This window comes from Stenotrophomonas sp. RS-48, assembly GCF_030053245.1.
GTDB lineage: Bacteria > Pseudomonadota > Gammaproteobacteria > Xanthomonadales > Xanthomonadaceae > Stenotrophomonas > Stenotrophomonas maltophilia_P.
Window position 1 is genome coordinate 1 of the sequence record NZ_JASGBV010000079.1, and the last position, 13658, is coordinate 13658.

The window sequence follows — 13658 nt, forward strand, 5'->3', positions numbered from 1 at the left end:
GCAGCTGCGCCGATGGTAGTGTGGCTCAAGCCATGCGAGAGTAGGTCATCGCCAGGGTTTATACCCAAAAACCCCGCTGCTCACGCAGCGGGGTTTTTCCTTTTAATGAAGGCACTGCGTTTTCCGGGTGGCTTCCGCCCCAAGGGCAAGATCGCGAAGCTGGCGCCGCAGGCGCTGCTGCAACCGTCTCCCTGGTGAAATTAGCGCTGTGGAACCACCCGATCCCATCCCGAACTCGGAAGTGAAACGCAGCCGCGCCGATGGTAGTGTGGCTCAAGCCATGCGAGAGTAGGTCATCGCCAGGGTTTACACCCAAAACCCCGCTGCTCGCGCAGCGGGGTTTTTCTTTATGCGCGGAAAGCGGCCACCGAGCTGCGATCGCACAAAAAAAGCGGCGCCCCGTAGGGCGCCGCTCTGACCTCGATAGCGTTCAGTCGAGCATGGCGCGACGTTAGCGGGCCGGGGTCTTGGCCTTCATCATCGTGTCGCGGGCGGCTTTGAAGGGATTGCCTTCATACCAGTTCGGCCAGCGGTCGCCACCGGCAAGCTCCTTGCCGACGCCATACATCAGCTGCAGGTCTTCGACAGTGCCGTCCAGCTTCCAGCTGGCCGCATCGAACTCATCTTTCGGGCCATGGTAGCGGTTGGCGCCGTAGTCGGCTGCTGCCTTGCGGCCGGCTTCCACCCCACCTTCGCGCAGATCTTCGCCGCCGTCGGCGTACAGCGCCGGGACGCCTGCCTTGGCGAAATTGAAGTGGTCGGAACGGAAGTAGAAGCCACTCTGTACCGAGCTTTCGCCGTGCAGGGTGCGTCCCTGGGCCGCCGCCAGCGGCTTGAGGATGTCTTCCAGCTCGGAGCTGCCGAAGCCGGTCACCGTCACGTCCTTGGCGCGGCCGGCCACGGACATGGCGTCGATGTTGATGACGCCGGCGATCCTGTCCAGCGGGAAAGTCGGATGCGCAACGTAGTACTTGGAGCCGAGCAGGCCGGATTCTTCCAGGGTCACGGCAAGGAACACCACCGAACGCTCCGGCTTCGGATCCTGGTGGGCCATCGCTTCGGCGACTTCCAGGATGCCTGCCACGCCGGTCGCATTGTCGATCGCACCGTTGTAGATGTTGTCGCCTTCCTCGCCCTCGTGCTTGCCCAGGTGATCCCAATGGGCCATGTACAGCACGGCCTCGTCGGCACGCTTGGTGCCCGGCAGGACGCCGACCACGTTGCGCGACTGCTTCTGTGCGATACGGCTCTTGAGGTCGACGGATGCGGTGGCTTTCAGCGGCACCGGCTTGAAGCCGCGCTTGCTGGCGTCCTTGTAGGCCTGGTCAAGGTCCAGGCCCGCAGCGGCGAACAGTGAGCGTGCGGCGTCGGCGCTCAGCCAGCCCTGCACCGGGATGCGTGCTTCCGGATCGTCCTTGGCCGGCAGGTCGTACTGCGGTCCGGCCCAGGAGTTCTTCACCACGTCCCAGCCGTAGGAGGCGCCGGCCGTGTCGTGCACGATCAGGGCAGCAGCGGCGCCCTTGCGTGCGGCCTCCTCGAACTTGTAGGTCCAGCGGCCGTAATAGGTCATGCGCTTGCCGTCGAACAGGGTCTCGTCATCGACGTGGAAACCCGGGTCGTTGACGAACATGACGACCGTCTTGCCCTTCCAGTCCTGGCCGGCATAGTCGTTCCACTTCTGTTCCGGTGCATCGACACCGTAGCCGACGAACACCAGGTCGCTGGCATCGATGCTGATCTCGGCCTGACCGGTACGCGTGCCGACCACCATGTCAGTGCCGAACTTCAGCTCGGTGGTCTTGCCGCCCTGGTTGATCTTCAGCACGGTGGACTCATCGGCCGTGGTTTCGGTCATCGGCACGTCCTGGAACCAGCTGTCGCCATTGCCTGGCTTCAGGCCGATGCGCTGCATCTGGTCGCGGATGTAGTTGACCGTCAGCTCTTCGCCCTTGCTGCCCGGTGCTCGCCCTTCGAACTCGTCGGAGGCCAGGGTCTTGACCATCTCGGCGAAATCGGCGGCATTGATCTCCGGCGAGAACGCATGGCCCGCGGTCGCGGTGGACGGGGCGGTACTGTCGGTGCCGGCGCTCGGCGCCGGGGAGTCATTGCCTTTGCAGGCACTGAGCACGGCCGCGGCGGCCAGGCACAGGAGGAGTTTGCGGGGCATCATCGGTTCCTGGGAAACAAGGGAGGGCCGCACGGTGGTGCGGCCGGGAACGGGGAGTATCCCCGAATCGTTGGGCTCAGTCCGCCGGCGCGGTTTCGCTGTCGAACGGAATGGGATCGGCGCCGCTGACCGGGCCGATGCGCGCGGTGCGGTGCACGTACAGCACCACGTCCCGCTCGAAGTGCAGGGCGCCACTGACCACGGCGTTCGGGCCGATGATGACCCGCGGCTTGCGGACGGCCGTCAGCGAGACGCTGAAGCTGGGCTTGCGCACGCGCACGCCGCCGTCGACCTGGGAGCCGATGCCCACGGTGATATCGCCATTGACGGTTTCCACGTCCTTGCTGACGCGGCTCTCGACCAGGCCGATGCCACCGTTGACGGTCTCCACGCCGCCTTCGATCTGGCTGCCGCGATCACTGAAGATGCTGCCATTGACCGTGCTGACGTTGCCGCGGGCGATCACCTCACGGCCCAGGCGCACCCCGCCGTTGACCGTTTCGATGCTGGCGGTACGGGCGCGGTCGGCGACCTTCACCCCACCGTTGACGGTATCGATGCTGCCGGTTTCGCTGCCTTCGCCGACGCGGATGCCGCCGTTGACGGTATCCAGCTTGCCGTAGCGCTGCCCGGCTTCGGCGGTGATGCTGCCGTTGACCTTGCTGATGTTGTCCTGTGCCCAGGCGGGACTGCTGGTCAGCAGCACGCCCAACAGCAGCGGAATGGATCGAATGTTCATGGGTCCCTCGGTGGATGTGCGGCTGGCAGGCCGCGTGCGTTGATGTCACCATTCCCCAATCGCCCCTGCAACTGCCTGAAGTCACTGGAAAGCCCTTGCGCAACAACGCCTTCCCCTCACGCCGACATCACATCGCCGCTGCCCGCGGCGGGCGCTGCCTGCTGCTGGGGCTGGCCTTGGCATTGGCGCTGCCGCTTCCGTCAGGTGCACAGAACACGCGCGAAACGGAGCGCAAGCTGCAGAAGCTGCGCAGCGAGCTGAAGGGCGTCGCGCAGGAGCGCCGCCAGCTTGAGGGCCAGCGTGGCCAGGCATCTCAGCAGCTGCGCGCGGCCGATGAGAAGGTGGCCCGCAGCGGCCGTGTGCTGGCCCAGACCGAGGCGGCGCTGCGCGAGCAGAACCAGGCACTGGCCGAGGCCGAGCGACGTCGCACGACCCTGCAGTCCAACCTGGCGCAGCAGCATCGCGAACTGGCCGGGTTGCTGCGCGCGGCCTATCAGCTGGGCAACCACGCCCCGCTCAAGCTGCTGCTGTCACAGGACACGGTGGCCGATGCCAACCGTGCACTGGCCTACCACCGGTACCTGCAGCGCGAGCGCGCGCAGCGCATCACCGCATTGACTGCCGATCTCAAGGAACTGGAGGCGCTGCAGGCACAGATTGCCGAACGCCAGCAGCAGCTGCAGGGGACCCAGCGCGAGCAGAAGCAGCAGGCGGCTGCGCTGGCGGCGGATCGTCGCGAACGTGCGCAGACCGTGGCCTCGCTGGACGAACGCTTCAAGGACCGGCGCGAGAAGGAACAGGCATTGGGGCAGGATGCCAAGGCACTGGAAACCCTGCTGGCCAATCTGCGCGCGGCCGCAGCGCGGGCCGAAGCCGAGCGTCGCGCGGCAGCGCGCCGGGCTGCCGCGGAGAAGGCCGCCGCCGAACGCGCTGCACGCCAGGCCGCCGCCGAAGGCCGACCGCCGCCGTCGACCAAGGTGCCGCCGGCCGTGGCATCGGCGCCGGCACCGAAGGTGGGGGGACTGGGGTGGCCGCTGTCGGGCAATCTGCTGGCACGCTATGGCGGCAAGCTGCCGGATGGCCGCACCAGCAGCGGCGTGCTGATCGGTGCCCCGGCCGGCAGCACGGTGACCGCGGTAGCCGATGGCACGGTCGTCTTCTCCGATTGGATGACCGGTTACGGCATGATCCTGATCGTCGATCACGGCAACGGCTACATGAGCCTCTATGCGCATAACGACACGCTGCTGAAGGATGCAGGTGCGCGGGTCAGCCGTGGCGATGCGGTCGCCAAGGTCGGCAACTCCGGCGGCCAGGGCGTGACCGCGCTGTATTTCGAGCTGCGTCGTGGTGGGCAGCCGGTCAATCCGGACAGCTGGCTGCAGCGCCGCTGAACCCGGGGCCTGCACGGACTGCGTGGGTTCAACGGGAATTTAGCTGTGCTTCGCGCATAATCGGAGCCTGTGCCTTGGGCACGATGCCACCGTCGACAGGAGTGCTCCATGCGCGCAGCCCGTACCGCCACCCTCTTGCTGGCCCTGTTGCCAGCGCTGTCCTGGGCGCAGCAGACCGCGCCGGCCCCGACCGCTGCGAACAGCGGGCAGGCGGCGAGCAGCGAGGAGGCGGTGACCTCGAAGGTGCCGCTGGAAGACATCCGCCGTTTCGTGGCGGTGTACAACGCGGTGCGCGCGGCCTATGTCGACCCGGTCGACGACAACAAGCTGATGCAGTCGGCGGTCCGTGGCCTGCTGCTCGACCTCGACCCGCACAGCACGTATTTCAACAAGGAAGATGCGCAGGCCTTCGACGAGCAGGCCTCCGGTGCCTACGAGGGCATCGGCGTCGAGCTGCAGCAGCAGCCGGACAACGCCAGCATGAAGGTGATCGCGCCGATCGATGACACGCCGGCGGCCAAGGCCGGCATCCTCGCGGGCGATCTGATCATCGCCATCGATGGCAAGCCGATCAGTGCGATCGATGCCAGTGAGCCGCTGCGGGGCCCGGCCGGCAGCAAGGTGGTGCTGACCATCGTGCGCGACGGCCGGCCGAAACCGTTCGATGTCAGCCTGACCCGGCAGACGATCCGCGTCACCAGCGTGCGCAGCCGCCTGCTCGAACCGGGCTATGGCTACATCCGCCTGAGTACCTTCCAGGCCGACACCGGTTCGGATTTCCAGAAGCATGTGCAGCAGCTGCAGAAGCAGTCCGGTGGAACGCTGAAGGGGCTGGTGCTGGACCTGCGCAGCAATCCGGGTGGCCTGCTGACCGCCGCTGTGCAGGTGGCCGATGATCTGCTGGACAAGGGCAACATCGTCAGTACGCGGGGCCGCATCAGCATCAGCGATGCGCGTTTCGACGCCACGCCGGGCGACCTGTTGAAGGGCGCACCGGTGGTGGTGCTGGCCGATGCGGGTTCGGCCAGCGCCTCGGAAGTGCTGGCCGGTGCATTGCGCGACAATGGCCGCGCACGCGTGGTTGGCAGCCGCACGTTCGGCAAGGGCTCGGTGCAGACCGTGCTGCCGCTGGACAACGGCGATTCGGTGAAGCTGACCACGGCGCGCTATTACACGCCCAGCGGCAAGTCGATCCAGGCCACCGGCATCGTGCCGGATGTGGAGCTCAAGCCTGCGCCGCGCCCTGAGGATGACGCGCTGCCGGCCAGCCTGAGCGACTACAGCGAAGCCACCCTGCCGGGTCATCTGCGCGGCGACGATGAAGGAACCGAAGGTTATCGGGCAGGCGCGGTGTTGCCGGGCGATGGCCCGATCAACGATGCGCTCGCCGAACTGAAGCATCCCGGTTCGGTGGCCGCGCGACTGAAGGCCGAAGCCGCGAAGGCGGAAGCGGAAAAGGCCGCCGACGCGGCGACCGCCAAGCCGGAAGCCAGGCCGGAAGCAAAGCCGGAAGCAAAGCCGAGCCCGGCCCCGGCAAAGCCCTGAGGTAGCGCCGGGCCACGCCCGGCGGCGCCGGCCGGTTGCTTAGAACCCGTGCCGCTTGCGCAGGCGGCGCGCGATCGCTGCGCGCACGTACACGCCATACACCACGCCGAACACGAAGCCGCCGATGTGGGCCCACCAGGCCACCATGCCGAAGGTCGGGCCGATATAGGCGAACACCACCTGCAGTGCTGCCCACACGCCGATCAGCAGATAGGCCGGGGCGCGTACGAACTCCAGGAACAGGCCGAGGGGAATCACCACGCCCAGTCGCGCGCCCGGGAACAGGGCCAGGTAGGCGCCGATCAGGGCCGACACCGCGCCGCTGGCACCGATGATGATCTGGTCCGGGCTGCCCATGGTGTAGATCGCCACCAGGTTGGAGACCGCGCCGCCGACCAGGAACAGCAGCAACAGGCGCCATGGCCCCAGTACCCGCTCTGCCGGCAGGCCGAAGATCAGCAGGAAGACCAGATTGCCCAGCAGGTGCGACCAGTCCGCATGCAGGAACAGGGCTGTGAACAGGCGCAGCACGCTGCCGTCCTGCAGGGTGGCCCACCAGTCCAGCGGATGGGTCAGCCCGGTGGAGAGCGCGCCCCAGTCGAGCCACAGGCTGCCCCTGGCATCATCCGGCCGTGAGATCGACCACAGGAAAGCCAGCCACAGTGCCGCAAACAGCACGGGTGTGGCCCAGCGCAGGGCGGCCTTCTTGCGCGACGGAAGGGAAACGAACATGGCGACAAGCCTAGCGCGCCGGGCTCCGTGGCGGGGGCGCTCCTGTTCAGGTTTTGCGACGAAAAAAGCGCCGCCGCTGTTATTGTTTCATTAACGGCTCTGGGTAATACTCGCATACGGCGTCGTATGTCGGGAGGGGAATCCGGCGCGCTCCGATGGGCCCCAGGGCCTGCCGGGCGCAGGCGCACTCAGAGCAACATCACCGCTTACCGGAGAGAGAACTACGATGCAAACCGCTTCCACCATTGCCCGTCTGACCCTGCTGGCCGTCGGCGTTGCCGGTGCGCTGGCCGCCGCCGACGCCAACGCTGCTGCCTTCCAGCTGAAGGAAAACAGCGCCAAGGGCCTGGGCCGCGCCTTCGCCGGCTCCACCTCGACCGAAGGTGACGCCTCGGTCATCGCCACCAACCCGGCCTCCATGCGTCTGCTCGACGGTACCCTGCTGCAGGGCGACGTCAGCGCCATCAGCTTCGGTGCCAAGTTCCGCGGCCGTGGCGAATACGGCAACGGCGCGCCGATCTCGGGTGGCAACGGCGGCGACGCCGGCATGATCGCCCCGGTCCCGGCGGCCTACTTCCACCTGCCGTTCGGCGAGAACGAGAACATGCACTTCGGTGCCTCGCTGACCGTTCCGTTCGGCTTCAAGACCGAATACGACCGTGACTGGGTCGGCCGCTACAACGGCGTCAAGACCGAACTGCAGGCGATCGACCTGGGCGTCGCGTTCTCGTACGACGTCAACCCGTACCTGTCGTTTGGTGCTTCGGTGTTCGCCGAGCGCCTGAACGTTGACCTGACCAGCGCCGTCGACACCGGCACCGCGATCAATGCCACGGCCCAGCGTCAGGCTGCCGCCCGCGTGCTGCAGGCTGGTGGTACTCCGGCCCAGGCCGCTGCCGCTTCGCAGGCTGCTGCCCGCCAGGCGGCCCAGCTGGGCTTCGCTCCGGGCACTGCTGATGGCTACCTGCGCATCAAGGGTGACGAAGTGTCGGTCGGCTATACCCTGGGCATGACCGTCAGCCCGGTGGAAGGCACCAACATCGCCTTCAGCTACCGCTCGGAGGTCGAACACAAGATCACCGACGGCACCGCCGACTTCACCATTCCGCAGAATGCCGCGGCCTTCCTGGCCAATACCGGCACCTTCATCGACAGCAACGGCCGCGCCACCATCACCCTGCCGGCCAGCGCGACCGTCGGCATCACCCATCGGGTGAACGACCAGTGGCAGGTCATGGCTGAAGTCACCCGTACTGCGTGGAGCAAGTTCGACCAGGTCACCGTCGACTATGACTCCAACCAGCCGGACAGCGTGCTGCCGTTCCACTACCGCGATACCACCTTCGCGGCGATCGGTACCGATTACAAGGTCAACGACAAGCTGACCCTGCGCGGCGGCCTGGCCTACGATCAGACCCCGACCACCTACGAGCACCGTGACGTCCGCGTGCCGGACACCACCCGCAAGTGGCTGTCGCTGGGTATGACCTACGCAGCGTCGGACAAGCTGGAGTACAGCGTGGGCTACACCCACCTGTTCACCAAGGATCCGGACATCTACTCGACCTCGGCGACGGCCAACACCGTCATCGGCAAGTACAAGGTCAGTGGCGACGTGCTGGCCGCATCGCTGCAGTACAAGTTCTGATCCAGGCTTCGGCCTCATCCAGTACACGAAGGGCCCCGCGCAAGCGGGGCCTTTTGTTTGTGCAGCGCGCATCCACGCGGGCTGTGGATCTACGACAATGGCCGCATGAACCTGTCCGATCCGAACTTCCAGCTGGAGCTGGCCGCCAACGTAGCGGTCGCAGGCTCGATCCTGCTGGCGGGACGCAACAACGTCCACACCTGGTGGCTGGGCATCGTCGGCTGCGCGTTGTTCGCCGTTGTCTTCGAGCGCTCACACCTGTTCGCCGACATGGTGCTGCAGTTCTTCTTCATCGCCATCAGCGTGCTGGGATGGTGGCAATGGCTGCGTGGCAACCACGGCGCACCGCTGCCGATCACCTCGCTGCGCCCGCGCACGGGAATGTGGCTGCTGCCGACGGCGGCCCTGGCCACGTTCGGCTACGGCTGGATGCTGACCCGCCTGACCCACGCCTATGCGCCCTACGTCGATTCGGCGGTATTGGTGCTGAGCGTGATCGCGCAGATCCTGATGATGCGCCGCAAGCTGGAATCGTGGTGGGTGTGGCTGCTGGTCAATACGATCGCCGTGCCCCTGTACTACAGCCGTGGCCTGCACCTGACGTCGATCCTGTACGTCGGTTTCTGGATCAATGCACTGGTGGCGTTGCGCCACTGGCGCAATCTGATGCGTGCCGAGGCCACGGCGGCACCTGGCTCCCTGTAGAGCCGAGCCCACGCTCGGCTGCGCCGGAAAAGCCAAGCGCGGGCTCGGTTCTACAGCAAGCGAGGCACAAAAAACCCCGCTTCCGCGGGGTTTTTCGTTGACCACATCAACCCGGTGATCAGTCGCCCAGCGTCAGCAGCGAGGCGTTACCACCAGCGGCCGTGGTGTTCACCGTGACGGTCTTCTCGGTGGCAAAGCGCAGCAGATAATGTGGGCCACCGGCCTTCGGTCCGGTGCCGGACAGGCCCTGGCCGCCGAATGGCTGCACACCGACCACTGCACCGATCTGGTTGCGGTTGACATACACATTGCCGACCTGGATGCCGTTGGTGATGCGATCGACGGTCTCGTCGATGCGCGAGTGCACGCCCAGGGTCAGGCCGTAGCCGGTGGCATTGATCTGCTCGATCACCGCGTCCAGCTGCTCACCCTTCCAGCGGATGACGTGCAGGACCGGCCCGAAGATCTCCTTCTGCAGCTGGCCCAGGTTCTTCAGTTCGTACGCGCGCGGTGCGAAGAAGGTGCCGTGGGCAGCCTCGGCGGACAGTTCAGCCGCAGCGATCAGGCGCGCTTCGCGGTCCATGCGTTCGGCATGGTCCTGCAGGATCTTCAGCGCATCGGCGTCGATCACCGGGCCGACGTCGGTGGACAGCAGGCCGGGGTCGCCGACCTTCAGTTCCTTCATGGCGCCGGCCAGCATGGTCATCACCTTGTCGGCGATGTCGTCCTGCACGAACAGCACGCGTGCGGCCGAGCAGCGCTGGCCGGCCGAGGTGAAGGCCGAACCGATCGCATCCTTGACCAGCTGTTCCGGCAGCGCCGAGGAGTCGGCGATGAAGGCGTTCTGGCCACCCGTCTCGGCGATCAGCACGCCGATGGCGGCATCACGCGCGGCCATCGCACGGTTGATCGCACGTGCGGTGTCGGTGGAGCCGGTGAAGGCCACGCCCGCTACGCGCGGATCGGCGGTCAGCGCCGCGCCGACGGTGGCACCATCGCCCGGCAGGAACTGCACCACCTCGGCCGGCACGCCGGCGTCATGCAGCAGCTTCACGGCGTAGTAGCCGACCAGGTTGGTCTGCTCTGCCGGCTTGGCGATGACGCTGTTGCCGGCAGCCAGTGCGGCGGCCACCTGGCCCAGGAAGATCGCCAGCGGGAAGTTCCACGGGCTGATGCAGACAAACACGCCACGGCCGTGCAGCTGCAGCTCGTTGGATTCGCCGGTGGGGCTCGGCAGCTTCTCGGCATGTCCGAACTGCTCGCGTGCCTGCTTGGCGTAGTAGCGCAGGAAGTCGACCGCTTCACGCACTTCGGCAATGCTGTCGGGCAGGCTCTTGCCGGCTTCCTTCACGCACAGCGCCATGAACTCGGGCATGCGTGCTTCGAGCTGGTCGGCGGCGTGCTCGAGAATGGCGGCGCGGCTTGCTGCCGGGGTGCGGTTCCAGGCCGGCTGCGCGGCCACGGCATTGGCCAGCGCCTTCTGCACGGTGGCGGTATCGGCGGGCAGCCACTGGCCGACCACTTCGCGGGTATCGGCGGGGTTGGTTACCGGTTGCGGCGCGCCTGCGGGAGTCGCACCCGGCACCAGCGGCGCGGCCTGCCACGGCTTCACTGCCGCGTTGAGCTGCCCGGCCAGGGCGCGCAGTTCGTTGTCGTTGGCGAGATTGGCGCCCATGGAGTTCTTCCTGTCGTGGTTCTGGCTGCGCAGCAGGTCAACCGGCAGCGGGATCTTGGGATGCGGAATCGATTCGAACGAGGACACCATCTCGACCGGATCGCGGATCAGATCGGAGATCGGCACGCGTTCGTCGGTGATGCGGTTGACGAAGCTGGAGTTGGCGCCGTTTTCCAGCAGGCGCCGCACCAGATACGGCAGCAGATCCTCATGCGATCCGACCGGTGCATAGACGCGGCAGGGAAGGCCGAGACGATCGGCCGGCACCACTTCGGCGTAGAGATCGTCGCCCATGCCGTGCAGCTTCTGGTGCTCGTACACGCCGCCGTTGGCAATGCTGCGCACGGCCGCGATGGTGTGCGCGTTGTGGGTGGCGAACATCGGGTAGATCACATCGGCATGCGTGAACAGACGCTTGGCACAGGCCAGGTAGGACACGTCGGTGTTCTGCTTGCGGGTGAACACCGGGTAGCCCGGGTAGCCCTCGATCTGCGCGCGCTTGATCTCGGCATCCCAGTAGGCGCCCTTGACCAGGCGCACCTGCAGGCGGCGACCGGCACGGCGGGCCATGTCGGCCAAGTGGTCGATCGTGTACGGGGTGCGCTTCTGGTAGGCCTGCACCACGACGCCGAAGCCGTCCCAGCCGGCCAGCGAGGCGTCGCAGAACACCTGCTCGATGATGTCCAGCGACAGCTCGAGGCGGTCGGACTCCTCGGCGTCGACGGTGCAGCCGATGCCGTAGCTCTTGGCCAGCTGCGCCAGTTCCAGCACGCCCGGCACCAGGTCCTTCAGCACGCGCTCGCGCTTGGCATGTTCGTAGCGCGGGTACAGCGCCGACAGCTTGATCGAGATGCCCGGTGCGTTGTTGACGTCGCCGTCGGGACGGCCGCCGCGTGCCTTGTGGTCACCGCCGATGGCGTGGATCGCACGACGGTAGTCTTCCAGATAGCGCAGCGCATCCTTCATGGTCAGGGCACCTTCGCCCAGCATGTCGAAGGAATAGCGATAGCTGGCGTTGTCGCCCTTGTGCGAACGCGCGAGCGCCTCGCTGATGGTGCGGCCCATGACGAACTGATGGCCCATGATCTTCATCGCCTGGCGCACGGCCAGGCGGATCACCGGCTCACCTACGCGTCCGACCAAGCGCTTGAACGCGCTGGGTGCGTCGGCACGGGTGGCATCGTTCATCTGCACCAGCTTGCCGGTCAGCATCAGGCCCCAGGTGGAGGCATTGACCAGTACCGAGTCACTGCCGCCCAGGTGCTTTTCCCAGTCGGCGTCGGCCAGCTTGTCGCGGATCAGTTTGTCGGCGGTGTCCTGGTCCGGAATGCGCAGCAGCGCTTCGGCCACGCACATCAGCAGCACGCCTTCCTCACTGCCCAGATCGTACTGGCGCATGAAGGCTTCGATCGCGCCCTGGTCCTTGGCGCGCACGCGCACGCGGCCGACCAGATCGGCGGCCAGCGCCTGCACCCGGGCCTGTTCCTCGGCGGGCAGGCGGGCCTGCGCCAGCAGCTCACGGACGTGGCTGGCCTCGTCCTTCAGCCAGGCGTCGGTAATGGCCTGGCGGAACGGGTTGGGGGACGCCGGCAGTTCCGGCGACAGCAGCGCGCCAGGACGCGGGGCGTCGTGGGCGGCAAGGGAGGAGGAGGGTGCGTTCATGCCGGTCCGGCCAATGGAAAACTTGGCGATTTTAATCATTTTTGCGCCCTTCGGAAGTGCCCCGCGGCCGCCTTCGTGAATGCTGATAGCCCCTAACGGTGGTGGATTCAGCGTGTTCAGCACGTGCGACTCTATTTGTGCTGAATTCGTCATTTGCGGCGCCGGGCGGATGCTGTATTGCAGCATGGCAAAAAGTGTGAATGCACCCTTGCTACCGGTGAGATGGCGGGGCTACCATCGAGACGTTTCCCGCGGCAGGAACGCGGTTGCGACATGATCGAGGTGCTTCCAGCTCCAGATGGGTCAGGTACGCAGCTGCGGCTGCGTCCCCCACGGGCGCTCGATGCCCGGCAGTTCGTCCTGTTGTTCACCGTGTTGTCGGGAGCGATGTGGCTGGTCTCCGCCCTGGGGTGGTTGGCCGGCAATGCATTCGCCCCCCTGTTCGCGCTGCTGTACAGCCTGTTGCTGGCAGCCGCGTTACGTGCCCTGTGGCGCAGCGGCGAACGGCAGGAGGAAATCCGGGTAGTGCCGGCGTATGTGGAGGTCATCCCCGTACCCGGTGGATTGCCGGTGTTCCGGGCTCACCCGCATTGGGTGCGCCTGCTCGCCGACGATGAGAGGGTCCGGCTTGCGTCCAGCGGCCGGCAGGTGGAGGTGGGGAGTTTCCTCGCGCCGGCCGAACGTCAGACGCTCGCAGAGACACTTGAAGGCTTGCTCGCCGCCAGCGATGGCGGCAACCGACGACGCTAAGGGTCTAGGCAATGAAGCAAAGCAGCAGGTGGGGCACGAAGTGCGTTGCAATGGCCGCCGCAGTGGTGGCCGGGGGATGGGTTCCGGCGATGGCATGGGCCCAGGCGGCCGATCCCAAGCCGTGGCAGCTGAACATGGGCAAGGGGGTAACCCAGACCTCGCGCCTGGCCTGGGAGTCGAACAATCTCTCGCTGATCGTCTGCACGGTGATCGGCGTGATCGTGTTCGGGGCGATGGCCTACGCCATCTTCAAGTTCCGCAAATCCAAGGGGGCGGTCGCAGCCACCTTCAGCCACAACACCAAGGCCGAGATCATCTGGACGGTGATCCCGGTGATCATCCTGGTGGTGATGGCATGGCCGGCCACGGCCAACCTGATCAAGATGTACGACACCCGCGATGCCGAGATGACGGTGAAGGTCACCGGCTACCAGTGGATGTGGAAGTACGAGTACCTGGGCGAGAACGTCACCTTCACCAGCCGCCTGGACCGCGAGTCGGACCGCATGCGGCAGAGTGGCAAGGTGCCGACGCGCGAGAGCCATCCCCACTACCTGCTGGATGTCGACAACCGGCTGGTGCTGCCGGTCGATACCAAGGTCCGTTTCGTCATCACCTCCGACGACGTGATCCACGCCTGG

The 13658-nt window shown here is 66.4% G+C and carries 11 protein-coding genes and 1 rRNA gene; 8 read left to right on the forward strand and 4 right to left on the reverse strand.

From position 1 onward, the window contains the following. Together QMZ25_RS14440 and rrf are read left to right on the forward strand one after the other, a co-directional pair. Nucleotides 1-198, forward strand: a 198-nt coding sequence (locus QMZ25_RS14440) for a hypothetical protein (protein ID WP_283219840.1), incomplete at its 5' end; no start/stop codon positions are given. Further along, nucleotides 191-305: ribosomal RNA gene (gene rrf, locus QMZ25_RS14445) — 5S ribosomal RNA — on the forward strand. The genes QMZ25_RS14440 and rrf, both read left to right, overlap by 8 nt. 146 nt (nucleotides 306-451) lie before the next feature. Here rrf and QMZ25_RS14450 read toward each other — a convergent pair. Then, entirely contained in the window at nucleotides 452-2167 is a 1716-nt protein-coding gene (locus tag QMZ25_RS14450) for a M28 family metallopeptidase (protein WP_283219841.1), read from the reverse strand. A gap of 76 nt (nucleotides 2168-2243) precedes the next feature. Further along, the gene (locus QMZ25_RS14455; protein ID WP_283219842.1) at nucleotides 2244-2906 is read right to left on the reverse strand and encodes a hypothetical protein; all 663 of its coding nucleotides are present in this window, start codon (nucleotides 2904-2906) and stop codon (nucleotides 2244-2246) included. Between the two features lie 95 nt (nucleotides 2907-3001). Here QMZ25_RS14455 and QMZ25_RS14460 point away from each other — a divergent pair, with 95 nt between their 5' ends. Next, a complete protein-coding gene (locus tag QMZ25_RS14460) occupies nucleotides 3002-4300 on the forward strand; it encodes a peptidoglycan DD-metalloendopeptidase family protein (RefSeq protein WP_283219843.1) in 1299 nt (432 codons plus the stop codon). Nucleotides 4301-4408: 108 nt separating this feature from the next. Further along, nucleotides 4409-5845, forward strand: coding sequence for a S41 family peptidase (locus tag QMZ25_RS14465; protein WP_283219844.1), 1437 nt, complete (start codon nucleotides 4409-4411; stop codon nucleotides 5843-5845). A gap of 39 nt (nucleotides 5846-5884) precedes the next feature. On the opposite strand, the gene QMZ25_RS14470 is transcribed toward QMZ25_RS14465, so the two are convergent. Next, complete coding sequence (locus tag QMZ25_RS14470; RefSeq protein ID WP_053520204.1) at nucleotides 5885-6577, reverse strand: rhomboid family intramembrane serine protease; 693 nt, start codon at nucleotides 6575-6577, stop codon at nucleotides 5885-5887. Between the two features lie 226 nt (nucleotides 6578-6803). Between QMZ25_RS14470 and QMZ25_RS14475 the strand changes: the two genes are divergently transcribed. Continuing rightward, on the forward strand, nucleotides 6804-8225 hold the full coding sequence (locus QMZ25_RS14475; protein WP_065175449.1) for an outer membrane protein transport protein: 1422 nt from the start codon (nucleotides 6804-6806) through the stop codon (nucleotides 8223-8225). Between the two features lie 105 nt (nucleotides 8226-8330). Continuing rightward, nucleotides 8331-8930 (forward strand): nicotinamide riboside transporter PnuC, encoded by a 600-nt coding sequence (gene pnuC / locus QMZ25_RS14480; RefSeq protein WP_065175455.1) that lies wholly within the window; start codon nucleotides 8331-8333, stop codon nucleotides 8928-8930. 118 nt (nucleotides 8931-9048) lie between these two features. Here the strand turns inward: pnuC and putA are convergent, their stop codons facing one another. After that, a complete protein-coding gene (gene putA, locus QMZ25_RS14485; protein WP_065175448.1) occupies nucleotides 9049-12267 on the reverse strand; it encodes a bifunctional proline dehydrogenase/L-glutamate gamma-semialdehyde dehydrogenase PutA in 3219 nt (1072 codons plus the stop codon). 273 nt (nucleotides 12268-12540) lie between these two features. Here putA and QMZ25_RS14490 point away from each other — a divergent pair, with 273 nt between their 5' ends. Together QMZ25_RS14490 and QMZ25_RS14495 are read left to right on the forward strand one after the other, a co-directional pair. Continuing rightward, nucleotides 12541-13017, forward strand: a complete 477-nt coding sequence (locus QMZ25_RS14490) for a DUF2244 domain-containing protein (RefSeq protein WP_065182572.1) — start codon at nucleotides 12541-12543, stop codon at nucleotides 13015-13017. A gap of 11 nt (nucleotides 13018-13028) precedes the next feature. After that, nucleotides 13029-13658, forward strand: a 630-nt coding sequence (locus QMZ25_RS14495) for a cytochrome c oxidase subunit II (protein ID WP_283219845.1), incomplete at its 3' end; no start/stop codon positions are given.

Coding starts and splice junctions, on each gene's coding strand:
- QMZ25_RS14450 (WP_283219841.1), bottom strand. CDS start 2,167: ATGCCCCGCAAACTCCTCCTGTGCCTGGCCGCCGCGGCCGTGCTCAGT.
- QMZ25_RS14455 (WP_283219842.1), bottom strand. CDS start 2,906: ATGAACATTCGATCCATTCCGCTGCTGTTGGGCGTGCTGCTGACCAGC.
- QMZ25_RS14465 (WP_283219844.1), top strand. CDS start 4,409: ATGCGCGCAGCCCGTACCGCCACCCTCTTGCTGGCCCTGTTGCCAGCG.
- QMZ25_RS14470 (WP_053520204.1), bottom strand. CDS start 6,577: ATGTTCGTTTCCCTTCCGTCGCGCAAGAAGGCCGCCCTGCGCTGGGCC.
- QMZ25_RS14475 (WP_065175449.1), top strand. CDS start 6,804: ATGCAAACCGCTTCCACCATTGCCCGTCTGACCCTGCTGGCCGTCGGC.
- pnuC (WP_065175455.1), top strand. CDS start 8,331: ATGAACCTGTCCGATCCGAACTTCCAGCTGGAGCTGGCCGCCAACGTA.
- putA (WP_065175448.1), bottom strand. CDS start 12,267: ATGAACGCACCCTCCTCCTCCCTTGCCGCCCACGACGCCCCGCGTCCT.
- QMZ25_RS14490 (WP_065182572.1), top strand. CDS start 12,541: ATGATCGAGGTGCTTCCAGCTCCAGATGGGTCAGGTACGCAGCTGCGG.